General features: G+C 60.7%; 19 protein-coding genes. 12 read left to right on the top strand and 7 right to left on the bottom strand.

Features of this window, described 5'->3' with window-relative positions; all coding sequences use genetic code 11:
• Positions 1 to 9 precede the first annotated feature (9 nt).
• Together GSQ93_RS32610 and GSQ93_RS32615 are read right to left on the bottom strand one after the other, a co-directional pair.
• The gene (locus tag GSQ93_RS32610) at positions 10 to 1,074 is read right to left on the bottom strand and encodes a TAXI family TRAP transporter solute-binding subunit (protein WP_254074190.1); all 1,065 of its coding nucleotides are present in this window, start codon (positions 1,072 to 1,074) and stop codon (positions 10 to 12) included.
• Between the two features lie 170 nt (positions 1,075 to 1,244).
• Complete coding sequence (locus GSQ93_RS32615) at positions 1,245 to 2,768, bottom strand: zinc ribbon domain-containing protein (protein ID WP_158940057.1); 1,524 nt, start codon at positions 2,766 to 2,768, stop codon at positions 1,245 to 1,247.
• Positions 2,769 to 3,331: 563 nt separating this feature from the next.
• Here GSQ93_RS32615 and GSQ93_RS32620 point away from each other — a divergent pair.
• The gene (locus GSQ93_RS32620; RefSeq protein ID WP_158940058.1) at positions 3,332 to 5,791 is read left to right on the top strand and encodes a bifunctional diguanylate cyclase/phosphodiesterase; all 2,460 of its coding nucleotides are present in this window, start codon (positions 3,332 to 3,334) and stop codon (positions 5,789 to 5,791) included.
• A gap of 74 nt (positions 5,792 to 5,865) precedes the next feature.
• Positions 5,866 to 6,531: a TenA family transcriptional regulator gene (locus tag GSQ93_RS32625; protein WP_254074186.1), complete on the top strand. Its 666-nt coding sequence runs from the start codon at positions 5,866 to 5,868 to the stop codon at positions 6,529 to 6,531.
• 30 nt (positions 6,532 to 6,561) lie between these two features.
• On the opposite strand, the gene GSQ93_RS32630 is transcribed toward GSQ93_RS32625, so the two are convergent.
• Complete coding sequence (locus tag GSQ93_RS32630; protein WP_158940060.1) at positions 6,562 to 8,145, bottom strand: aldehyde dehydrogenase (NADP(+)); 1,584 nt, start codon at positions 8,143 to 8,145, stop codon at positions 6,562 to 6,564.
• A gap of 71 nt (positions 8,146 to 8,216) precedes the next feature.
• On the bottom strand, positions 8,217 to 9,149 hold the full coding sequence (locus GSQ93_RS32635; RefSeq protein WP_158940061.1) for a dihydrodipicolinate synthase family protein: 933 nt from the start codon (positions 9,147 to 9,149) through the stop codon (positions 8,217 to 8,219).
• 99 nt (positions 9,150 to 9,248) lie between these two features.
• On the opposite strand from GSQ93_RS32635, the gene GSQ93_RS32640 reads away from it, so the two are divergent.
• From GSQ93_RS32640 to GSQ93_RS32685, 10 genes are all read left to right on the top strand, one after another.
• Positions 9,249 to 10,208 carry a LysR family transcriptional regulator gene (locus GSQ93_RS32640; protein ID WP_158940062.1) on the top strand — a complete coding sequence of 320 codons (960 nt, stop codon included), beginning with the start codon at positions 9,249 to 9,251 and terminating at the stop codon, positions 10,206 to 10,208.
• Between the two features lie 176 nt (positions 10,209 to 10,384).
• The gene (locus GSQ93_RS32645; protein ID WP_158940063.1) at positions 10,385 to 11,608 is read left to right on the top strand and encodes a sensor histidine kinase; all 1,224 of its coding nucleotides are present in this window, start codon (positions 10,385 to 10,387) and stop codon (positions 11,606 to 11,608) included.
• A 106-nt stretch (positions 11,609 to 11,714) separates the two neighbouring features.
• Positions 11,715 to 12,011 carry a type II toxin-antitoxin system RelE/ParE family toxin gene (locus tag GSQ93_RS32650; RefSeq protein WP_158940064.1) on the top strand — a complete coding sequence of 99 codons (297 nt, stop codon included), beginning with the start codon at positions 11,715 to 11,717 and terminating at the stop codon, positions 12,009 to 12,011.
• 10 nt (positions 12,012 to 12,021) lie between these two features.
• Positions 12,022 to 12,312: a HigA family addiction module antitoxin gene (locus GSQ93_RS32655; protein ID WP_062085654.1), complete on the top strand. Its 291-nt coding sequence runs from the start codon at positions 12,022 to 12,024 to the stop codon at positions 12,310 to 12,312.
• A 208-nt stretch (positions 12,313 to 12,520) separates the two neighbouring features.
• Complete coding sequence (locus GSQ93_RS32660) at positions 12,521 to 13,390, top strand: ABC transporter permease subunit (protein WP_158940065.1); 870 nt, start codon at positions 12,521 to 12,523, stop codon at positions 13,388 to 13,390.
• Positions 13,390 to 14,100 carry an ABC transporter ATP-binding protein gene (locus GSQ93_RS32665; protein WP_158940066.1) on the top strand — a complete coding sequence of 237 codons (711 nt, stop codon included), beginning with the start codon at positions 13,390 to 13,392 and terminating at the stop codon, positions 14,098 to 14,100. The genes GSQ93_RS32660 and GSQ93_RS32665 overlap by 1 nt, the downstream gene beginning before the upstream one ends.
• A gap of 93 nt (positions 14,101 to 14,193) precedes the next feature.
• On the top strand, positions 14,194 to 15,180 hold the full coding sequence (locus tag GSQ93_RS32670) for an NrtA/SsuA/CpmA family ABC transporter substrate-binding protein (protein ID WP_158940067.1): 987 nt from the start codon (positions 14,194 to 14,196) through the stop codon (positions 15,178 to 15,180).
• A gap of 305 nt (positions 15,181 to 15,485) precedes the next feature.
• The gene (locus GSQ93_RS32675; protein WP_158940068.1) at positions 15,486 to 16,211 is read left to right on the top strand and encodes a haloacid dehalogenase type II; all 726 of its coding nucleotides are present in this window, start codon (positions 15,486 to 15,488) and stop codon (positions 16,209 to 16,211) included.
• A gap of 91 nt (positions 16,212 to 16,302) precedes the next feature.
• Positions 16,303 to 17,028, top strand: coding sequence for a haloacid dehalogenase type II (locus GSQ93_RS32680; protein WP_158940069.1), 726 nt, complete (start codon positions 16,303 to 16,305; stop codon positions 17,026 to 17,028).
• A gap of 46 nt (positions 17,029 to 17,074) precedes the next feature.
• Positions 17,075 to 17,569 (top strand): Lrp/AsnC family transcriptional regulator, encoded by a 495-nt coding sequence (locus GSQ93_RS32685; protein WP_158940070.1) that lies wholly within the window; start codon positions 17,075 to 17,077, stop codon positions 17,567 to 17,569.
• A gap of 49 nt (positions 17,570 to 17,618) precedes the next feature.
• Here the strand turns inward: GSQ93_RS32685 and GSQ93_RS32690 are convergent, their stop codons facing one another.
• The 3 genes from GSQ93_RS32690 to GSQ93_RS32700 form a co-directional block, all read right to left on the bottom strand.
• On the bottom strand, positions 17,619 to 19,013 hold the full coding sequence (locus tag GSQ93_RS32690; protein WP_158940071.1) for an aspartate aminotransferase family protein: 1,395 nt from the start codon (positions 19,011 to 19,013) through the stop codon (positions 17,619 to 17,621).
• Positions 19,014 to 19,167: 154 nt separating this feature from the next.
• Positions 19,168 to 20,736, bottom strand: a complete 1,569-nt coding sequence (locus tag GSQ93_RS32695; RefSeq protein WP_158940072.1) for a PucR family transcriptional regulator — start codon at positions 20,734 to 20,736, stop codon at positions 19,168 to 19,170.
• 27 nt (positions 20,737 to 20,763) lie between these two features.
• Positions 20,764 to 22,080: an MFS transporter gene (locus tag GSQ93_RS32700; protein WP_158940073.1), complete on the bottom strand. Its 1,317-nt coding sequence runs from the start codon at positions 22,078 to 22,080 to the stop codon at positions 20,764 to 20,766.
• Positions 22,081 to 22,124 lie beyond the last annotated feature (44 nt).

Consider the following 22,124-nt stretch of genomic DNA (forward strand, 5'->3'; position numbering starts at 1 on the left):
GCGTCCGCGTCATTCGTTATTGCACAACATCAACACCTTCTCCGCGTCGGTGCATGCGCGCTTCGGCGCGCGTTGCGTCGCGGGCGTTGCCGTGTCACCCACTCCTGTCGACGCCATCTTGCGAATACATGCCCGCAGGCGCTTCTCTATTGGCGGATAGTATTTCCAGCCGCGTGTGAGCGGCGGCAATTCCATCTTCACCTGCTTCCATTTCGGATGGCCGTTGGCCTGCAGTTCATCGAAGTGCGTGCAGAGCGAGTCGGCGAATTGCGTCATTGCGCCGACGGTGCCGCGCAGGTTGTAATCGTAGGTGACGAGAAACGCCTTCACGGTCAGCGTCGGCGAGTCTTCCTTGATCCAGTTCGGATAACTCGACGTGCGGATGGTAGCCGGGAAATAGGTCTGCTCGGCACGCGCGGTTTCGGGGACGGAAGGATCGAGCTTGAGCAGCTTGAGCTGGCCCAGCAGTTCCGAGTTCAGATCCTGAAACAGCTTGGCCGGCTGTCCCACCACGATGATCGCCACATCGAGTTTGCGCACGATCAGTTTCGCGAGCGCGTCCTCGTTGCTGTAGTGCTGCGCGTTCTGCTCGGGAATCGGCTCGTTGAACATCAGCCTGTAGAGCGTGGTCGCTGATTGCGCCGTGCCGCTGCCGATCAGCCCGACGCTGATGTTCTTGTCCTTGATCTCGTGGATATAGTTCAACGGGGAATCGGACCGGACAACGAAGTAAATTTCTTCGTTGTACAACGGCATGATGAGCCGCAGCGGCTGGATGATCTTGCCCGCTTCCTCGTTGCCGGCTTTCGCCATATCGAGGTAAGCCTGGTACACGTCCGACTGCACCAGCGCGAATTTCACGCCCGGCTCGTAACGCATGCGCTGCACGTTTTCGGCGGAGCCTTTCGACGCGAGCACATCGAGGTTCATGCCGATCGGGTCAGCCACCATCTTCGCCAGATCCTGGCCTATCTGGATGTAAGTGCCGCGTTCCGGCCCGGTGACGATCTTGTAGTCGGCTTGCGCATGAGCCTCCGCAACGAGGCCAGCGAGCCCGAAGAGGGCGAACAGCATGAGGAAAGTCTTGTGCATGATGTCGTGTGATTCGTTTTAATGTGTTGGCCAACTTTCATTACACGGATAGACCACGGTGGCCTGCGTCTCCCGGCGCGACCTTCGATCTCCTCAAAGTCTGCTTCTGTTTGTCTCCTGTGCCTTGTCTCCTGCTTCCTTCCTCCTTGCTTCTACTGCGGGGGAGCGTGTTGCGCCGACGACGGGCTCTTGCTCCAGCCCGACTCCAGGATCGCGCGCTCTTCATCGTCGGGATTGCTGGCGTTGAAGCTGGACACACGCGGTTGCGCCGGGCTCGCCGCGTTGTCTCCTGACGCAAGCGCGCGGCGGGCCGCGGGTTCGGGCTGCGCGGGTGCGCGGGCCGTGGCGGTCACCGGTGCGCTGCGTACCAGTGCCGTGGCGGGCATCGCGTCCGTGCCGTCTGGCATGGGAACAAACGCGGGTACGGGCGGACGAGGCGGGGCGGCCTGTTGCGGCGCTGGCGGCGGAAAATACGACTGCGACGTGAGCGGAGCCTGCGAGCCCGCGCCTATGCGCGCCGGCTCTGGAACGGCTTGCGGGGCAACAGGCGAGCGCAGGGTCGTAGCGATCACGGGTGCACCCGGTACAAGCCGCGCGGGCGTCGCGATAGGCGCAGGCACGCCCATCGCGGCGACGGCACGCGCATGCTGGGCGCCCGAGACCGTGACGGTGGGCCTGTGAGCGGACGCGGGGGGAGGCGAGGCCACAACGCGCGGCCCTGGCACAAACAGGGGTGCAGATGCGGCAGCCGCCTGAGCGTTGTTGCGAGGGGCGCCACGCGCCGCCGTTTTCGCGGACGGGTTTTTATTGAGCCAACCCGACCGTGCGATCGCGTGTTCGACCAGCGCTTGCGCTTCCACATTGCCGGCATCGATCGTTAGCACGTCATGGGCGTTCTGACGCACGCATAACCACGAGCCGGTCGCGGCACAATCGCGTGCGGCTTGGAGCATCACGTCGCGTACGTGTTCCAGGCCGGTGAGGTCCGCTTGGGTGTCCTGCACATCAGCGGCACTCAGTTGCGACGCCGGGATCTTCGAGAAGCGGCGGCGCGCCATGGTCAGGTCGCCGCGCGAGATGGCCTCACGCGCGGCCTGCAGGTTATCCGTCGCGCCGGCCAGCCCCGCTGCCGTGCGGCCGGAGGAGGTGTCGGCAGGCATGGCTTCGCGGGCGGCAACGGAGGGCGCTGCCGCCGTTTGCGCCTGCCTGGCGGCGGCCGCGGGCCGGGCCGGGGCGCCCGCAGGCCCGGGGGTGCCATGCACGTCTTTCATATCGATGGCGCCGTACGCACTATGCCCCGCCGGCTGTTCGGAACGGGCGGCGTTGTCACCGCTGCTGCCGCCCCGCTGTGAATAGATCACGCCGCCCGCTACCAGCGCCAGTGCAATGGCGCACACAGTGACAGTCTTCGACATCTCCCAGCGCTGCTCGCCAGCGCCAGTCAGTTCGGACTCCTCCGGCATGCTCGGGTACGACGACGGAATGTTAAGGGCTTCACGGCGCGCGCCGAAGGGCAGGCGCAGGCTCGTTGAGAGCGCAGTGGTCTTCACCGCGCCGAAGGTCGGGCCAGGCTCGGCGCCGCATTGCGGGCACGAATCGGCATCGCCCGGGATATCGCTGCCGCAACGCTTGCAGGTCACGGCATCGGACGATGAGGGAAAGAAGAGACGGGCCATGCCAGAAACCTCCCGGGACACCAGGGTTGTCCTTCCCGCTTGCGTGTCCGGTTTAATCGGACAAAACGGTCACTCATGTGATGAAATGCTTCGGACTCCCTAGGCTGGACAGTCACCGGGGGAGCCGGAACCAATATGTGACATCTCCGCGACGGCGTCAACACGCCCGGGAACAACGCCGCAACAGCCGCCCCGCCTTGCTCAAATGCCTGCTTTGGCCCCGCCGGTCAAGGCACGGGCGAACCGGTAAAAGCGGCCGTCGGTTTCGTCGGCAGGAGCCTAGGTTCTGTCCGAATATGGCGCTTTGCGGCGCTTCGAAACCGGTCCGCACGGGCTCGAAAACAACGGCCGCCGCCCAATTGTTTTCGGGTGTTTACGCCTATTAGGGCATTCAGTAATAAATTTGAGCCAGACTCGCAATTTGGTAGGATGTAAGCACGCACCGAGCGCGCAGGGCGCACCACCCCAAAAGCCGCCACAAATACAAATGACTCACCATCCGATGCTCGCCGCCTGACCTCGGCAGTGCACCCTGGCATCGGGTCTGGAGAAGGGACATACCGATGCACATGCCGTCTAAGGGCGAGAATGCGCAGCTCATACGGATCACCTGGCCGTTTCTCGTCGTCATTCTTGTCCTCGTTTCGCTCGCCATTTTCAGTATCGACATCATGTCGTCGGTACGGGCTTATATCGGCGGCGAAAGCATTTGGTCGAAGGGCCAGAAAGACGCAGCTTTCTATCTGAACCTGTACGCCGAAACCGGCTCCGACAGCACCTACAAGCAATATCTGACCGCCATGGAAGGCCCGCGCAACCTGCGCACGGCCCGTCTGGCGCTCGACCAGAGCACGCCCGATCCGACCACCGCACGGCGGGCGCTGATCGCGAGCGGCGTGCATCCCGACGACGTCAGCGACGTCATCTGGACCTTCAAAATGTTTCGCCACGTCAGTTATTTCAGCGAAGCGGTAGGTTACTGGTCGCGCGGCGACGCCGAGGTGGCGAAGCTGGAGCGCGTCGGCGACGAGTTGCACGCGCGAGTCGCGGCCGGTGGCTTGCCCATGACCCTGGTGAGTGCTTACAAATCGCAGATATGGACCATCAACGCGACCATTGCGCCGCTGTCATGGGGTTTCTCCCAGGTATTGAGTACCGCCTTCCGCAAGACGGCGTCGCTGTTGCTGACCGTCGATCTGGTCGCCGCGCTGCTGCTCGTGTGCCTCTCGACCGTGCACGTGCGGCGGCTGATCAGGCAGCGAGGGCGCATTGAAGCCGCGCTCAAGCAGAGCGAGGCGCGCGCCAAGGCGACGCTCGGTTCGATCGGCGAGGCGGTGATTGCGACGGGGCCGTCGGGGCATATCGAATTCATCAACCCGGCGGCCGAGCGGATCGCCGGATGCCGGGCGGACGACTGTCTCGGACGGCCGCTGGTTCAGACCTTCAGCTTGCTGCACGCCGATAGCCGCCAGCCGCTCAACCCGATCGACGACGCCCGGGCGGGCATGCGCCCGGATGGCGAAGCGGCCGAAATGCTGCTGCAACGGCGTGACGGTGCCGAGATCCGCGTGCAGGCGGTGACGTCGCGGATCAGCGCGGCCGGCGCAAGTCCCACCACGGCCGATGCGGAATCCGGCTTCGTGCTGATCCTGCGCAACATGACCCGCGAGTACGAATATATCGAAAGCCTTGCCTGGCAAGCCACGCACGACGGCCTCACGGCGCTCGTGAACCGCGCCGAATTCGAGCGGCGTCTGCAACACGCGCTGGGCACTCGCTGGAGCGAGGTGGCGTCGTGGCTGCCGGCCGCATCGGCGCTCCTGTTTCTCGATCTCGACCGCTTCAAGGTGGTCAACGACACCTGTGGCCATGCGGCCGGCGACGCCATGCTGCGTGAAGTCGCGTTGCGTTTCGAAGCCAGCCTGCAACCGGACGACACCCTCGCGCGGCTGGGCGGCGACGAGTTCGGCGTGCTGCTGCAGGGATACGACACCCCGGGCATCCAGGCGGTCGCGGAACGCCTGCGCGCGTGCCTGAATGACTTTGTCTTCAACTGGGAGGCGCAACCGTTCACGACCAGCGTGAGCGTCGGCGTGGTCGATCTGCGCAACACGGAAATGAGTGTGGAAGAGGCCATGCGGCTCGCCGATATTGCCTGCTACATGGCCAAGGAACGCGGCCGTGACCGGGTGCAACTGGCGGATCTGGGCGACCGCGAACTGGCGCGCCACGCGAGCGAAGTATCGTGGGGAAGACGGCTCAAGCAGGCGCTCGAACACGATCACTTCTGTCTCTACGTGCAACCCATCGTGGCCGTTGGCGACGGCTTGCCCGCGTCGGCGGAAGGGCAGCGCGCCGAATTGCTGCTGCGCATGCTCGACCCGGCCGTGCCCAACGGCGTGATCGCGCCGACCCTGTTCATTCCTGCCGCCGAGCGGTATGGGCTGATGACGGCTATTGACCGGTGGGTGATCCGCACTGCCTTCGATACGCTTTCGCGTACCCGTCATAAGCGTTTCAAGGAATACGCGATCAACCTCTCGGGCGCGTCGGTGGGCGACGAACGTTTCCTCGGTTTCGTGCGCGAGCAATTCCAGCGCACGGGCGTCTCGCCTAGCATGATCTGCTTCGAAATTACAGAAACCACGGCGATTGCCAACCTGGCGTCGGCGGCGCGGTTCATGCACGAGCTGAATGCGCTCGGCTGTCATTTCGCGCTCGACGACTTCGGCGCAGGCATGTCGTCGTTCGGATACCTGAAGCATCTGCCGGTGGAGTATTTGAAGATCGACGGCAGTTTCGTGACCGACATGGTGCTCGATCCGGTGAGCCGCGAGATGGTCGCGGCCATCAACGAGATGGGCCATTCGATGAAATGCCGGACCATCGCGGAATATGTGGAAAGCGAAGGAATCCTGCGCGCACTGCATGTGCTCGGGGTGGATTATGCACAAGGGTATTACATCGGACGGCCCACGCTTTGGACAGAGCCGGCCGTTTTGACATTAGCTAAGGAGGCGTGATGGGGGGTGGGTTTACAAGAGAGGGTGACCTCAAGAACACAGCAAGCTACCCACTTTGGTTACAGGAAGTTTTGTTGGAAACCGGCGCGGCAAAAAGCCGTGTGACGGCTCATCCGCTTTTTCGGTCCTTGCGCGACGGCGAACTGGGCCCGCGTGAAATGCGAGCGTTTTTGATCAACGGCTGGCCGGTGATCAACCAGTTTCCGCAGTACATGGGCATGAATTTGCAGAAGATCGGACCCGAAGAAACGCCGGGCTCGCGCATGGCGCGGCGGTATCTCACGCGCAATATCCGCGTCGAGCAGAATCACGCCGATTATTGGGTCGATTGGGCCGCGGCCCACGATGTTTCACGCGAGGATCTGCAAGCCGGCGAAGCGCCCGCGCTTGCGTTTGCACTGAGCCACTGGTGCTGGAAAAGCAGCAATGCGGACTCGCTGGCGGCGTCGATAGCGGCGACTAATTTCGCTGTTGAAGGTGTGACCGGAGAATGGTCGACACTGCTCTGCAGCCGCGACACGCTCGCGCACAGTTACCCTGAACCGATCCGCAAGGCGACCATGCGCTGGCTCAGGATGCACGCGCATTACGACGATGCACATCCGTGGGAAGCACTCGATATAGTCGCCACTTTGCTGGGCCGTGCACCGGGCGCGACCGAGATCCGCGATGTCAAACGCGGCATTCAGCGCAGCTATGAATACTTCGAGGTCAGCCTGAACTGTTGCCTCGAAGCGTAACTGCCTGCCGCTTTACATCTTTACTTCTGGTTACTTCGATAACTGCAGTTTGCCGTCCAGCCGCCGGTTTAGTCCGAGCGGATTGGCGGTTTTCAGCGCGTCCGGCAGCAGGCCTTCGGGCATGTCCTGATAGCTCACCGGACGCAGGAAGCGGTCGATGGCAAGGCTGCCCACGGACGTCGAGCGGCCGTCGGCGGTGGACGGGAAGGGGCCGCCATGGACCATGGCATGGCCAACTTCAACGCCCGTGCCGAAACCATTCACGAGGATCCGGCCGGTGCGACGTTCCAGCGCCGGCAGGAAACGGCGGGCATCGTCGTAATCCGCTTCATCGATATGCAGCGCCGCCGTCAACTGACCTTCCAGTTGTTCGACCAGTTCCAACACCGTGGCCAGGTCCGGGCATCGGACGATCAGTGAAGCCGCGCCGAAAATCTCCTCGTGCAATTCCGGATTCGCGCGGAACGCTGCAGCGGTGGTTGAAAACAGCGCTGCTTGGCCCTGCGTCGCGCCTTTCGCCGCACAGCCTCGCGCGAGCGTCTTGACGTCGCCGTGCTCCGCCGTTTTGTTCACAGCCGATTCGTAGGCCTTATGAATTCCCGGCGTCAGCATCGTGGCGGCGGGTGTTTCGCTTAGGGCGGCAGCCGTTGCTTCGATGAACGTATCAAGCTCGGGACCGTCGATGGCGAGTACCAGACCCGGATTCGTGCAGAACTGGCCGGCACCGAGCGCAAGCGAGCCCGCGAAGGCCTTGCCAATCGCCGCGCCGCGATTTTTCAGCGCGTGCGGGAACAGCAAGACCGGGTTGATGCTGCTCATTTCGGCGTAGACCGGGATCGGTTCCCGACGTGCCGCCGCCAGCTTCATCAACGCCGTGCCGCCGCCGCGCGAACCGGTGAACCCGACAGCCTTGATGCGACGATCCGAGACGAGACCTTGGCCGATGTCACGGCCGCTATCGAAGAGCAGGGAGAACGTGCCTTCCGGCAAACCGCAGTCCGCGACCGCTTTTTGCACGGCGCTTCCGACCAGCGCCGACGTACCCGGATGCGCCGAGTGAGCCTTTGCAATTACCGGGCAACCGGCGGCCAGCGCGGAAGCGGTGTCGCCGCCCGCTACCGAAAACGCCAGCGGGAAGTTGCTTGCGCCAAACACAGTGACCGGACCGAGCGGCACATAACGCAGCCGCAGATCGACGCGCGGCAGCGGCTGGCGCTGCGGCTGCGCCGGGTCGATACGCACGCCCAGGAAATCGCCTTCGCGTACAACGGCTGCGAACATGCGCAACTGGCCGACGGTCCGGCCGCGTTCGCCTTCAATGCGTCCGCGCGGCAGGCCGCTTTCAGCCACGCAGCGTTCGACCAAGACATCGCCGAGATCGAGAATGTTTTGCGCGATCGTTTCCAGGAACTTGGCGCGGGTTTCAAGCGGCAGTTCGCGGTAGATATCGGATGCTTGCCAGGCGAGCGCGCAGGCTTGCTCCAGCTGGTCGAGCGAAGCGCCGCCGAAGGCCGGTTCGAGCGGCTCGCCCGTGGCTGCATTGATACCCTTGATCGAGCCGTTCGTGCCGCGAAGGGTCTGTTTGCCGATCAGCAGATCGCCGGAAATTTCCATGATGGTTCGAATCCTGTTGGTGTAATCAAAGTGCCCATACTACGGTGTCCGGATTATGTTGCTTGCAAGCCTTACTTGCCCCAGCTCAGCACGAGCGGATCGAGGCGGCGCGCGACTTTCAGCAAGCCGGCGCGGGTCGACGGATGCATCGCGGCGAACGGGTGACGCGTGGTGTCGGAGCGGATCACGCCGCCTTCCATCATGAGTGCTTTGCAGGCGGCGAGACCGCACTGGCGGTTCTCGTAGTTGATGAGCGGCAGCCATTGCTCATACAGCTTGGCGGCGCCTTCCGTGTCGCCGGAAGTGTAGGCGTCGACAATCTTGCGAATCCCGTCCGGATAACCGCCACCGGTCATCGCGCCGGTCGCGCCGGCATCGAAATCCGGAATCAGCGTGATGGCTTCCTCGCCATCCCACGGGCCGATGATTGCATCGCCACCCAGTTCAATCAGTTCGCGCAGCTTCGACGCCGCTTGCGCCGTTTCGATCTTGAAGTACGACACGTTCGCGACTTCCTTCGCGAGCTTCGCCAAAAACGCTGCGGAGAGTGGCGTGCCGGCAACCGGCGCGTCCTGGATCATGATCGGGATATCGATGGCGTCGGACACGCGATTGAAGAACTCATAGATCCCGCGTTCGCCCACACGGATGGTCGCGCCGTGATACGGGGGCATGACCATGACCATCGCGGCGCCTGCGTCTTGTGCGGCGCGGCTGCGGGCCGCGCAGACGTCGCTGCTGAAATGCGTGGTGGTCACGATCACCGGCACGCGGCCGGCCACGTGTTCCAGCACGGCCTTCTGCACCGTGGCGCGTTCGTCGTCGGTGAGCGCGAATTGTTCGGAGAAGTTGGCGAGGATGCACAGGCCGTGTGATCCGGCGTCGATCATGAAGTCGATCGCGCGTTTCTGGCCGTCCAGGTCAAGGCGTCCGGAGGCGTCGAAGACGGTCGGGGCGACCGGAAACACGCCGCGATAGGTTGCGCGGTGGGTCGGATTGGGCATCGGAAGTCTCCATTGTCTGTTTGAGGGAACTATAGGTGCTGGCAGAAGGCGCTGTATAGTGAAACCTTTCCATCTAGTGATCGCTTTTACGACTCACCCATGAAATCCACGCTGGACGTATTAATGGGCCGCTTGCGCATGAAGCAATTGCAGTTGCTGATCGCGCTCGATGACCACAAGTCGCTTCATAAAGCCTCGAGCGCCATGTCGATGACCCAATCGGCCGCGAGCAAGGCACTCGCCGAGCTGGAGTCCATGCTGGAAGCGCCGTTGTTCGAGCGCGCGAAGAAAGGGCTGGTGCCGAACCAGTTCGGCTTTTGCGTCATCCGCTACGCGCGGCTGTTGGCGGCGGACCTGACATCGCTGTGCCAGGAAGTCGCCGATATCCGCTCGGGCACGGGCGGCCGTCTGGCGGTCGGGGCGATCATGGGCTCGGTACCGGATCTGGTCGTGCCAATCCTGAATGAGTTGCAGGTGAGCAATCCGGGTTTATCGATAGAAATCGTGGAGGACACGAGCGCGCGGATGCTGGCGCTGCTTGACGAAGGACGGCTGGATCTTGTCGTCGGCCGCTCGATCGTCAGCGATGAACCGTCGAGATATCTCTATCAGCCGCTTGGCGACGAGCCCTTGTCCGTGGTGGTGGGCTACGATCATCCGCCGTTCGCGGCCGGCGAGTTGACGTTTGCCGACCTGGGTGGGCATCGGTGGATCACGTATCCGAGCGCCATGCCGATGCAGGCGCTGTTGCAGCGTGAGATGGATCTGGCGGGGGCGCAGGTGCCGGTCAGCGCGATCTCGACGGCGTCGACGTTCGTGACCGTCGCGCTGCTGCAATGTAGCGCCGACCTGGTGTCGGTGCTGCCGGCGGGCGTTGCCAGCCTGTTTTGCAAACATCGGATGCTGCGCACGCTGCCGATCGGATTCAAGTCGAAGTCGCAGACGTTCGGAATCGTGACGCGCAAGGTGGGCGTGTTGTCGCCGTCGGCGCGGCAGTTCGTTCAGCGGTTGATGGACGCCAGTACGTCGATGTCGCTTACAGCAGCAGGCCGGGACTGAGGTGGCCCCAAGGCTGGCGAAACTGAACGGCGTACTCCCGCCATTGTGTCGTCCTATACTTTAGTGACTCGCGTCCAATGCCCGGACCGAGCGTTCCGGTCGGCACTATCCGCTTCCACCGGCATCAGATGACCCTAGGCGCCGACCCGGCGCGCCGCAGCCTACGGATCTCGGGCATGAGCCAAATCACCGCTGGCGCCTTGAAGGGCCTCGCCACCGCCTTGCGTCGGCAGCAAAAGCCGCTCACCGACCGCTGGATGCAACTCGTTTTTGGCGACGCCGAGGTAGAGCATTCCGACGATCTCACCTACCGGCAGCTTGCCGACCATGTCCCGCGCATTTTCGACGAAATCTGTCTCGTGCTCGAATCGCAGGATATGGATTCGCAGGAGCATGCGATCGAAAACGACGCGCGCGAGCATGGGAAATGGCGCTGGCAGCAGGGTTATCGCATTGATGAACTGGTTCGAGAACTCGACTTGTTCCGCCAGGTCCTGCTCGCGGCCATTGGCGATTACGCGCAGCGCAATCCTTCGTTCGACCGCAAGCGCGAGGAACGTGCGCGCCTGATCGCCGATCAGACGCTTAGTTTCGTGACGCTCACCTCCGTTCGCGAGGCCGTGGGCGAACGCGACCGGAAACTCGACGAATACACTGGCATGCTGGAGCGCGCGAATCAGGAACTGACGTTGCGGCAGCGGTTGATCAGCGACCTTTACGAAACGCGCATGCAGGTTGCGCGACGTGTCACTCACGATCTGCGCAACTTCCTGAACGTATTCGCGACCGCGCTGCAATTGATCGGCCGCTCGCAGGCGAAAAACGACCGGGCGATCGCGCTGGCGAAACGGCAAGTCACCGACATGGCCGCGCTCGTCGATAAAATGGGCGAATACTCGAAAGTGCTCGGCGATGATTCCATCCTGACGGTCGAACGCTTTGACCTGACCGACCTCTTTGACGAACTCATGCTGCTTTGTCATGAGTCCGCCAAGGGGAAGGGACTGACGCTCAAGGGGCGCGTTGATCCGGCCTTGAGGATGATCACGTCCAACCGCCTGAAGATGAAGCAGATTGCGCTGAACCTGTTATCCAACGCAATCAAATACACCACCACGGGCGAGGTGGAACTGGCGATCATCACGTCGGACGCGAAACACTGGACGCTGCGTGTGTCGGACACGGGCATGGGGATCAGCGAGGAGGATCGCGAACGGGTATTCGAGGAATTCGAACGCGCGGCTTCCGACGAGATTCCCGGCACCGGATTGGGACTCGCGATCGTGAAGGAACTCGCGCGCGAACTGCATGGTGTGATCCGATTTGAATCGTATAAGGGTCGCGGCAGCGTGTTCGAAGTGCGTTTTCCGCTGGCGCTTGAAATCGATGACGGGGGTTAGGGGGCGGAGGATTAAAATGTTCCGTTGTACCCAAACTGCAGTCGGTTCCCAATGGCGGCGCACGACCGATCTTGCGTAGCGTATAGCGTTCATGTACACTATACGAATGATCAAGAGCTTTCGACACAAAGGGCTGGAGCGTTTTTTCCTAACCGGATCAAAAGCTGGCGTTACCGCCGCTCATGCTGTGAAACTGCAGATTCGCCTGACGGCGCTTCATGCCGCGACGGGTCCAGAAGATATGAACGCGGCGGCATGGAAACTCCATGCGCTCAGCGGGCAGAACTCGAAGAAGCAGGATGTCGAACGCCACTGGTCAATATGGGTAACGGGCAACTGGCGTCTGACGTTCTTTTTCGAAGGAACAGATGCTGTTCTTGTTGATTACCAGGACTATCACTAAGGAGCCGACGATGACATCAATGCATAACCCGGCGCACCCCGGACTGGTGTTGCGCGACTACCTGGGCGAACTCAGCATTACGACAGTTGCGGAGCGGCTTGGTGTTACGCGTGCCGCGCTGTCGCGCATTCTCAATGGTCACGCTGGCATTTCGGCTGATATGGCGATATTGCTGGGTGCCGCGCTTGGAACCTCGGCCGAAATGTGGACCATCATGCAGGCTCGCTACGATCTGTGGCAGGCACAACGGAAACCGCACCGAAAGGTTGAGCCATTTCCCGAACTGGCACGAGCAGCCTGACGCGCAGTCGTCTCATCCACACCGCCCCAGAGGCGGTTTTTTTATAGCGGGCGGGTACCTGATCTTTCCCGACACCGCTGCTAAGCATAGAAGTTTTATGTGGTTCCAGTATTTTTCCTTTTGTTTAACATCGTGTGGCTAGCATTTGCTGATGCTCGTTGCCGCGTTGGCCGCGGCGAGCCACCCGGACAAAAGGAGTCTTCAACCGATGGCAGACGTATTCGCCCGAGGGGCATCCGCTCTCCATTCGCAGCTTGATCCCGACGCACGTCCCGCCGTCGCGCAAAAACCGAATCATGCAGGTCCGGTGTCTCCATGGTTGCGTTATGTGTCGTGGGGCATGCCGGTTCTGCTGCTGATCGTGTGGGAGTTGTTTGCGCGTCTTGGCGCGTTGTCGCCGAACGTGCTGCCGGCGCCATCGAAGGTCGCGCTCACCGCATTCGAGCTTGTGAAAGAAGGGCGGTTAATTGGCGACATGGCCGTGAGTCTGCTGCGCGCCGCAACCGGCTTCGTGATTGGCGGCTCGATCGGGTTTGTGCTCGGCACGGCTGTCGGCTTTTCCAAAGTGGCTGAAGCATTTCTCGATCGCAACATCCAGATGCTGCGCGCCATTCCGTTCCTTGCGGTATTGCCGCTGGTGATCGTGTGGTTTGGCGTAGGCGAGGCAGGCAAGATCTTCCTGGTATCGCTCGGCGTGATGTTCCCGATCTATATCAACACCGTTCTCGGGATTCGTCAGGTCGATCCCAAACTCATTGAACTCGGTCGCGTGCTCGGGCTGTCGAACTGGACGCTGATCCGGCGCATCGTGTTGCCCGGCGCGCTGCCTTCGGTGCTGGCAGGCGTGCGTTATGCGCTGGCTACGGCCTGGCTCGCCCTGGTGGTCGCCGAGACCATTGCGACGAGTACAGGTATCGGTTTTCTCGCTATGGACGCGCGCGAATTCCTGCGTACCGATGTGATCGTGATGACCATCGTGATCTATGCCGCGATCGGCGTGCTGGCGGATCAGCTTGCGCGTTTCCTCGAGCGCCGCTTGCTCTCGTGGCACGTGAATTTTGCGAAGGTGTCACGCTAATGAGCGCAGCTTTGAAGTCGTCGGGGCCGGCGGTTGTCGTTCGTAATCTGCGGCGTTCGTACGGAGAGCGAATCGTTATCGATAGTTTGAACCTGCGAATCGAGCGGGGCGAATTCGTCGCGTTGCTGGGCGAAAGCGGCTGCGGCAAGACTACGTTGTTGCGGGCGTTGTCGGGGCTTGATCCTATCAACGGTGGTTCGATCGACGGGCCGCGCTTACCGGCTGTCGTGTTCCAGGAGCCGCGTTTGTTGCCGTGGGAGACGCTCTCCCACAACGTCGCGCTCGGGCTTGCCCCGGGTCCGCAAAGCCTGGCGGCCGCGCGAGCGGCGCTGGCGGAAGTGGGCCTGGGCGAGCGCCTGGAAGAATGGCCGCGTAACTTGTCCGGCGGTCAGGCGCAGCGCGTGGCGCTGGCACGCGCGCTCGTGCAGGAGCCGCAACTGCTCTTGCTCGACGAACCGTTTGCCGCGCTCGACGCGCTGACGCGCATCAAGATGCAGCGCTTGGTGAAGCATTTGATCGAGCGCCATCAGCCAGGGGTATTGCTCGTCACGCATGATGTGGATGAAGCGATTGCCCTCGCGGATCGTGCGCTGATCATGCGTGGCGGTGCGATTGCTGCGGAGTATCGCGTGACGGATGCCGCCAGGCCCGCACTGCGGGAGACTTTGCTCGCGCAACTCGGCGTGGACGCTGACACGGCCACTCACTAATCCGCATCGTCTCATCCCATTCAATTTATCTTGCCTCTCGCTCGCCTTCAACGGTGCGCGCGATTCCGTTCATCCGTTCGACTCCATTCCGCCATGTCAAATCCAAGTTCTTCTATCTGGTCGCGTCGCCGCTTTCTTCAAACCACGGTGGCTGCTTCGGCGTTGGCCACGGGACTCTCCGCCTGCGGCAGCCGGAAAGCTGATACGGTTCGCCTTGGCTGGGGACTCGGCGGTTTGCCGATGCTCGCAAAAGTCCGCGGCGAATTCGAAAAGACCCTCGCGAAAGACAATATCAAAGTGGAGTGGATCGGGCCATTCCCGAATCATGCGCCATCGCTCGCAGCGGTCACCGGCGGCAGCGCGGACTTCAGCTTTGGCGGTAGCACGACACCCGCGCTCGCGGCCATGATTGCCGGTTCGCCGCTTGTGTTCACGCAGTTTTGCGTCGTCGATCCGCGCAGCACGGCGATCATCGCGAAGGACGGATCGGGTATCGATCGGGTGGAGGATCTGGTCGGCAAGACCGTAGCGGTGAATCGTTCAGGACTTGGCGAATTCCTGCTTGTGGCCGCGCTTGAAAAACACAAGGTGCCACGCGATGCGGTGAAGTTCGTTTATCTGAATCCGCCTGATGCGGCGCCCGCGTTTTCGCAAGGCAAGATAGATGCATGGTCGATGTGGAGTCCCGGCGTGGACATTGCGCGCGCAAATTACAAAGGCCACAACATCTTTCTTGAAGGGCGGGACCTGGATTTCCAGATCGATTTCAATTCCTATGTGACCACGCGCAAGTTCGCCGAGGACAACGCCGATCTGGTGAAGGCCGTCAATGCCGCTTACGGACAGGAAGCGAAATGGGCATCGGATAACTCGCTTGAAGCCGAGAAAATCGCCCAGCAGCAGGGTCATTACAGCGACGAAGTCCGCACTACGCTCAGCAGCATGAAGCGCAAGTTCAACATGCACGGCGTCGGCGATAAAGCCTTCGTGCAGGATCTGCAGAGAGCGGCGGACTGGCTCGCGGCGCGCAGCGTGCTGCCGCAGAAGATCAATGTGTCGGACTATCTCGCGAAGGTTTGATGAGCCGATATGGCCATGCCGAGTCAACGCTCGACTCTGCGGGACATTTCCTTTCCAGTCATCCGGCGTGTCACAGGGGGAGGCGTGCGGTATCTTGCCGGTAAAGTAGGAGAGAGCTGGCAGATTCAGGGCATCCAATGTTAACCGACCCGAACAGAGAAGCAGAAAACGTGGCAGCAGATTCTGCTGCCAGACAGCTATCGCACGAAACCCGCTGCTGATGCTGATCTCGACTTCAGTAACGGCTGCTGCCATGAGTCAATACACTGTGAGTTCATCCTGTGAACAACCGAGGGGCACCCAATATGAAACTCACTGACTTCGATACGCTGACGTTTGACTGCTATGGCACCTTGATTGACTGGGAGACCGGGATCTTCGAAGGCCTGCGTCCCCTTCTTGAGCGCGTCAAGCAGCCGCTGACGCGCGATCAGGTCCTTGAGGCTCACGCACGCCACGAATCCTCGCAGCAGAAATACACGCCCGCCAAGCGGTACCAGGAACTGCTGCCTATCGTGTACAAACGGCTGGCGGAAGAATGGCAAGTACCGTTTACGCTAAGTGACTGCGTAGCGTACGGAAAGTCGGTGCAGAATTGGCCGGCGTTCGAAGATTCCGCAGAAGCCCTGCAATACCTCAAGAAGCACTACAAGCTCGTTATTCTGTCGAATATCGATAACGAAAGCTTCACCTACAGCAATGCCAAACTGCAGGTTGAGTTCGACGCGATCATCACAGCCGAAGATGTCGGTTCGTACAAACCGTCGCCGCGTAATTTCGACTACATGCTGGAAAAGCTCGGCGACCGTGGGATCAAAAAAGAGAAGATCCTGCATACCGCCGAGAGCCTGTTTCACGATCACAAGCCGGCTAACGAATTTGGTCTGACGTCGTGCTGGATTTATCGCCGGCATGAGCAGGAAGGCTTCGGTGCGACAATGAATCCGGGCCAGCAGCCCAAGATTGATTTCCGCTTCAACAGCATGGCGGCTCTTGTGAAAGCGCATCAGGAAGCCTCGCTGCAAAAGTAACGCCTGAATAGCATCCGCCGCTTCTGAGGGACTTGCGCGGCAGATCGCGGGCCGCGCAGTCCAACGCGATTTATCTTTTTAGGAGGTTCAGGTGCGACTTACTGACTTCACGGCGCTCACCTTCGATTGTTACGGCACGCTGATCGACTGGGAGCGCGGTATTACGGCCGGTCTCGCGCCTCTGGTCAATCGCGCTGAGAAGCCGTTGACGCGTGACGAAGTGCTCGAGGCGCATGCGCGTCACGAATCCTCTCAGCAGCGTTACACGCCGGAGATGCCGTATCGGGATCTACTCGCGGTCGTCTTCAAGCGGCTCGCAGAGGAATGGAACGTTCCCCATACGACGGAAGAAGCCACGACATACGGGCAGTCAGTCGGGCAGTGGCCCGCTTTCCCCGACTCCGCGAGTACGCTTCAATATCTCAAGAAGTACTTCAAGCTGATCATCCTGTCCAACGTTGACAACGAAAGTTTCGCCGGCAGCAGGTCGATGCTGCAAGTAGACTTCGATGCAGTCATCACCGCGGAAGATGTCGGTTCGTATAAGCCCTCTCAGCGAAACTTCGATTACATGCTCGATATTCTTCCTTCGCTGGGTGTGCGCAAGGAAGAGACGCTGCACATTGCGGACAGCATGTTTCATGATCACGAACCGGCGGCCAAGCTCGGCATAAAATCCTGCTGGATCTATCGTCGGTTCGAGCAACGGGGCTTTGGTGCCACCATGCGCACGGTCAAGGAGCCCGCGGTTGAGTTCAAGTTCACGAGCATGGCGCAACTGGTGAAGGCGCACCACGAAGAGCTCAGCAAAGGGTGACGGACAGACCCGCCTGAAAAAAAATCACCGGACGCGAGAGCACGACATGACCACTCGACAGAAACTGGATCGGATCGACATCAAGATCCTGGCGGAACTGCAGAAGAACGGCAATATAACGAATGCGAACCTGGCCAATGCAGTCGGGCTATCGCCGAGTCCATGCCTTCAGCGTGTCAAACGGCTTGAGTCGTCGGGCATCATCGCCGGATACGGCGTGCATCTCAATCTTGCCAAGCTGACGACTACGGTGACGGTGTTTACCGAGGTGATGCTGAAAGACCATCGACGGGAGGATTTCATCCGGTTTGAAGCGAACGTCCGGGAGATCGACGAGATCATCGAATGTCATCTGGTCAGCGGCGGTTATGACTATTTGCTGAAGTTTCTGGTCGGCAATATTGGCCACTATCAGGAGGTAGTGGAAAAGCTGCTGGATCTCAACATTGGCATCGAGAAATACTTCAGCTATATCGTCATCAGGTCGCCTTTCGTCAAGCACGCCGCGCCGTTGGACAAGTTGCTGACGGACGAACAATGACGTCCGTCACGTCAATCACGCGTGTCGCTAAGCGGCTAATAAGCGGCTACTAAGCGGCTACTTTGCTGCGCAATGCTGCACGTACGTCGGCGTGTTCGAGCAGGTCGTCAAGCGTCTTCTTGACACGCTCGAACATCAGCGTGAAGTCGTCCTGCGTGTAGCAGAGGGCGGGCGCAAAACCGAGGATATTGTCGCCGAATGCGCGGAAGATGATCTTGTTTTTATATGCGGTCTCGAAGATACGTTCCGACAGCTTGAGCGACGCATCGAATCCTTGTTTGGTGTCTTTGTCCGACACCAGTTCGAGCGCTCCGAGCAAGCCGATATGGCGTGAGTCGCCCACTAGCGGATGCGTCAGCAGCGCGTCGAGCCCATTCGCAAAGTGCGGTGCTTGTGCGATACCGTTGGCCAGCAGACCGCCCTCGTGATACAGACGCATGACTTCGAGTCCGATAGCGGCGCTCACCGGGTGCGCGGAATACGTCTGGCCATGTCCGATCACCACTGATTTATCCGCGCCGTCTGCTATGCCCTGATAGACCGCGTCGGACATCAGCACGGCGCCCATCGGCGCGTAGCCGGCGGTCAGGCCTTTGGCGACGGTCATCAAGTCCGGTTCAACGCCTTCTGTCTCGCACGCGAAGAGGGGGCCTGTGCGGCCGAATGCGGTGATCACTTCGTCAGCCACGAACAGGATGTCGAGCTTGCGGCAAGCTTGGCTCATTGCCTTGAGCCATCCTGCAGGCGGCACGATGACACCGCCGGATCCTTGCACCGGCTCGCAGAAGAATGCCGCGACATTCTCGGCGCCGAGCTGGGCAACTTTAGCTTCGAGGGCGGCGACTGAAGCCGCGATGATCGCCCGTGGATCATCAGGTGTCGCGCTCCGATAAAGATAGGGCGATGGAATATGGTGCTGGGTGCGCAACGGTACGTCGAAGTTACGATGAAAGCTCGCAATCGCGGTCAGGCCGGCACCGACGGATGATGACCCGTGATACCCCCGTTCGAGCGCGATGATGTGCTTTTTCGACGGACGGCTCGTCGCGTTGTAGTAGTGCGTGATAAAACGGATTGCGGAGTCCACTGCATCGGAGCCGCCGAGCGTGAAATAGACGTGTTGCAACGACTTGGGCGCCTTACTGACGAGTTGTTCCGCCAGTTCGATTGCCGGCTCCGAGCCGAAATGAAAATAGCCGGTGGCGTAGGGGAGGCGGGCCATCTGTTCAGATGCAGCTTTGACGATGCTGTCCTGCCCGTAACCGACATTGACGCACCACAACCCGGCGAAGGCATCCAGCAGTTCATTGCCGTTTGCGTCACGCAGGTAAGCGCCCCGGCCGGACTCGAGAATGGTGACGCCGCGTGCTTCATGTGCGCGATAACTGACGACCGGGTGGATCAGGTGCTTGCGGTCGGCTTCGGTGAGTGACTGGATCGACATGGAGGTGACCTCGTTTCGAAAGTGCTTGAGTGATGAGCTGATGCGACCGTCCCAGACGGGGCGCAAGCGGCGAGGCAGATAGCTGAGCCGGTTTCTCAGATTAAAACGTGAAACAGGACGGCGGTCATCCTACGGAGCGTATGAAAAAACCGAGTTAATCTTCTCGAAGCCGATACAGCGCTACCGCTACTTGAAGCTGAAACCGCACATTAGGATCTTCGAGTGACAACTTCAGTATGCTTTCGATACGCTCGACGCGATAACGCAGCGTGCTGATATGAACGCCGAGCGCCTTCGCTGTGTTGGCGAGCTGGAAGCCCTCATCCGCAAGCGTGCACAAGGTTTCCAGCAGCGATTCCCCGCGCCGTTTCTCCGAGAGCGGCCCGATCAATCGCTCGATAAGCAGATCGCGTGCATTCGGGTCCCCCATCAACGCGCGAGGGAAAAGGATCTCGTCGAATTGATGCAGGCGTCCAGGGCGCAACGTTGGCACGAGCGCGTCTACGTCCTGTGCGCCAACTGCCATACCTTTGACGCCAGTGTGAATCCGGCTGATCGCCATGGCGGAGCGTTTATCTGACAGGGCTTCCCACAATGACGACGTCGATGCGTCTTCCGGAACAATAAACTTGATCTGGTTCAGCCATATCGCGATGAGCTCGGGGAGCTTCCTTGCACGCAACTCGCGCTTGAGCGACTCGATCCAGCGCTCGCGTCGTTCAAGCCCTTCGGTCGTGAGCGGAATCGGCTCGTCGAGCAGAACCAGGCACACGCGATAAGCTTTTGAATCGCTCCAGCCGCACACCCGGGCGCGTTCGAGGGCACCGGCTGACGCCGAAAATTCGCCGTCGAGAAGGCCAGCAACGAGCGCATACCCAAGGCGATCTTCCTGTTGCGCGAGTTGCCGCTGGTGCATCATATGCAGCGCTGCGACCACGCTCGCATGTTCGATCGCGCGTGCATCGAGCTCCTGGGTTTCGTTGCCTGAAAGATCGAGCCAGATGAGTGCGACGACGATATCGTGCAAACGTACGGGGAAGACGATGCGATGCAGCGCTGCGGCCCCTGTAGCGAACTTCACCACGAGAGGCCGTTGCAGTGCTGTGAGGTCGATTGGTAGCGAACCACTCTGCACTGCGTCAACGAATTGAGGTTCGAGCCGTGTGAGCGCGTCAACCGTATCCGATCCACCCAGGATGCCGCCAGCCGGGTCGGTGAATGTCACGAAGCGCCCAAGCAGGCTGGTCAGCGCGGCTGCGATGTCCGACAGGCTGGTAGCGAAGACGGCCGCGTGGGTGAGCGCCCGGTGCAGCTTTTCGGACCGCTCGATGATATCGCCCTGGAAGTTGATGATCTTCGCGAGTATTTCGTGAGTGACCTCGCTGAATGGGACATCCCAGGGCAGTTCGAGTAGCGGCAGGCCAACCCGGTTGGCCTCTTCAAGCGCCTCAGGCGGGAAGTGTTCGCGAAAGTGGGGCACGGCGAGAACCACGCCCGCCAGCCCCACCTTGCTGAGGTTCCTGACCAGTTCTCTTGAGGCAACCTCGTCGCTTGGCCAGTTGTATCCGGTCGTCAGCAACAGTTCCCCGGGCTTCACCCATTGCGCAATGTCGGGGTGATCAACCATGTGAACCCACGTGATCTCCCGGTCCAGCGTTTGCGAACCCGCCACCACTTCGGCGTCACGTAATATGGTCTCCCTTATGGCGGTATCGAGTTTCATTTTTTTCCGTAAATGCAGCGTGGCGTGCTAGCAGGGCACAGCAATGTCGGGTGATCTGCTAGCGACAGGTTGCCGGTATCCGAACAGCACGCCGAACAGACTGAAAGCGGCTGCGAACATCACGTAGAACGCGGGTGCCATTGCCGTGCCGGTCTTGGCGATCAGCCAGGTAAGAATCAGCGAGGCGAAGCCGCCAAACGTCATGACAGCGAGGTTGTACGCAACTGACAGGCCGGTCGATAATACTTTCGTCGGAAACGTTTCGGAAAGCGCGGCGAGAATCGGGCCAGTGTAGATCGCAATCAGCACGCCAAATACGGCCTGAAAGATGCATAGCGTGGCAAGCGATGGGGACGACACGATCATCGCGAACATCGGCCACGCGAGCAGAAGCATTGCCGCCGCTGAACCCGCCAAGAGCCATTTCCTGCCGATCTTGTCGGACCACCAGCCCGTGATTGGCGAGCAAACCGTAATCACTACGCCACCCACCATCGCGGCAATGAAAGAGGCCGACTGCTGCAGCTTGAGCACCTTGACCGAGAACGTCGGCATGTAGAAGAGGATCACGTAGATGCACACGGTCCATAGCACGACCATCGCGAAGCTTGCGAACGTCTGCCGCGGATAGTCGCGCAGCACGTCGGCAAGCGGCGTCTTGGACTTGTCTGTGGCGTTAAGAAAGACGGGCGTTTCCTCCAGGTTGCGCCGGATGAAGAAACCGATCGGGCCGATCAGCAAACCGGAGAGAAACGGAATCCTCCACCCCCAGCTTTCGACATCCTGCGCCGACAGCCCCAGCGTGATACCGGTGCCGAAACACGCGCCGAGCAGCACGGCGAAGCCGATGCTCGTCTGGATCCAGCTGGAGTAATAGGCTTTTTTCCCCTTCGGCGCATGTTCGGTCAGGAACGCGGTAGCCGTGCCCATTTCTCCACCAGCGGAAAATCCCTGAAGCAGCCGTGCCATCACAATCAAGCAAGGCGCGGCTACCCCAATCTGCGAGTAGGTTGGGGCAAGGCCGATCAGCGCGGTGCCCGCGCACATCAATAGGATGGTCAGTGACAGTGCCGCCTTACGGCCGGCCCGATCCGAGTAAATGCCGATCAAAATGCCCCCGAACGGGCGGACCAGAAAGCCGACGCCGAAGGTCGCAACCGACAGCATCAACGAACTCAGGTCGTTACCGGTCGGGAAAAATAGTTTGGCAATAGTGATGGCGAAAAAACCGTACACCATGAAGTCGAACCATTCGAAGCCATTGCCCAGTACGGTCGCGACAATGGCGCGTCGCCGGATTGCCCGGTCTTCGTCGTAGGTTGCCGTCAGATCTGCCGTGTTCATCTCCACTCCTGATGCATGCGTGTGACTTCGTCTATGAGGTTGAA

Source organism: Burkholderia sp. S171, assembly GCF_009766085.1.
In the GTDB taxonomy this organism is placed as follows: Bacteria; Pseudomonadota; Gammaproteobacteria; order Burkholderiales; family Burkholderiaceae; genus Caballeronia.

Bases quoted from the DNA above. Each gene is read 5' to 3' on its own strand.
- GSQ93_RS32610 (WP_254074190.1), bottom strand. From the start codon at position 1,074: ATGCTGTTCGCCCTCTTCGGGCTCGCTGGCCTCGTTGCGGAGGCTCAT.
- GSQ93_RS32640 (WP_158940062.1), top strand. From the start codon at position 9,249: ATGAAATCCACGCTGGACGTATTAATGGGCCGCTTGCGCATGAAGCAA.
- GSQ93_RS32620 (WP_158940058.1), top strand. From the start codon at position 3,332: ATGCACATGCCGTCTAAGGGCGAGAATGCGCAGCTCATACGGATCACC.
- GSQ93_RS32665 (WP_158940066.1), top strand. From the start codon at position 13,390: ATGAGCGCAGCTTTGAAGTCGTCGGGGCCGGCGGTTGTCGTTCGTAAT.
- GSQ93_RS32690 (WP_158940071.1), bottom strand. From the start codon at position 19,013: ATGTCGATCCAGTCACTCACCGAAGCCGACCGCAAGCACCTGATCCAC.
- GSQ93_RS32660 (WP_158940065.1), top strand. From the start codon at position 12,521: ATGGCAGACGTATTCGCCCGAGGGGCATCCGCTCTCCATTCGCAGCTT.
- GSQ93_RS32630 (WP_158940060.1), bottom strand. From the start codon at position 8,145: ATGGAAATTTCCGGCGATCTGCTGATCGGCAAACAGACCCTTCGCGGC.
- GSQ93_RS32685 (WP_158940070.1), top strand. From the start codon at position 17,075: ATGACCACTCGACAGAAACTGGATCGGATCGACATCAAGATCCTGGCG.
- GSQ93_RS32675 (WP_158940068.1), top strand. From the start codon at position 15,486: ATGAAACTCACTGACTTCGATACGCTGACGTTTGACTGCTATGGCACC.
- GSQ93_RS32635 (WP_158940061.1), bottom strand. From the start codon at position 9,149: ATGCCCAATCCGACCCACCGCGCAACCTATCGCGGCGTGTTTCCGGTC.
- GSQ93_RS32695 (WP_158940072.1), bottom strand. From the start codon at position 20,736: ATGAAACTCGATACCGCCATAAGGGAGACCATATTACGTGACGCCGAA.
- GSQ93_RS32645 (WP_158940063.1), top strand. From the start codon at position 10,385: ATGAGCCAAATCACCGCTGGCGCCTTGAAGGGCCTCGCCACCGCCTTG.
- GSQ93_RS32655 (WP_062085654.1), top strand. From the start codon at position 12,022: ATGACATCAATGCATAACCCGGCGCACCCCGGACTGGTGTTGCGCGAC.
- GSQ93_RS32650 (WP_158940064.1), top strand. From the start codon at position 11,715: ATGATCAAGAGCTTTCGACACAAAGGGCTGGAGCGTTTTTTCCTAACC.
- GSQ93_RS32700 (WP_158940073.1), bottom strand. From the start codon at position 22,080: ATGAACACGGCAGATCTGACGGCAACCTACGACGAAGACCGGGCAATC.
- GSQ93_RS32670 (WP_158940067.1), top strand. From the start codon at position 14,194: ATGTCAAATCCAAGTTCTTCTATCTGGTCGCGTCGCCGCTTTCTTCAA.
- GSQ93_RS32615 (WP_158940057.1), bottom strand. From the start codon at position 2,768: ATGGCCCGTCTCTTCTTTCCCTCATCGTCCGATGCCGTGACCTGCAAG.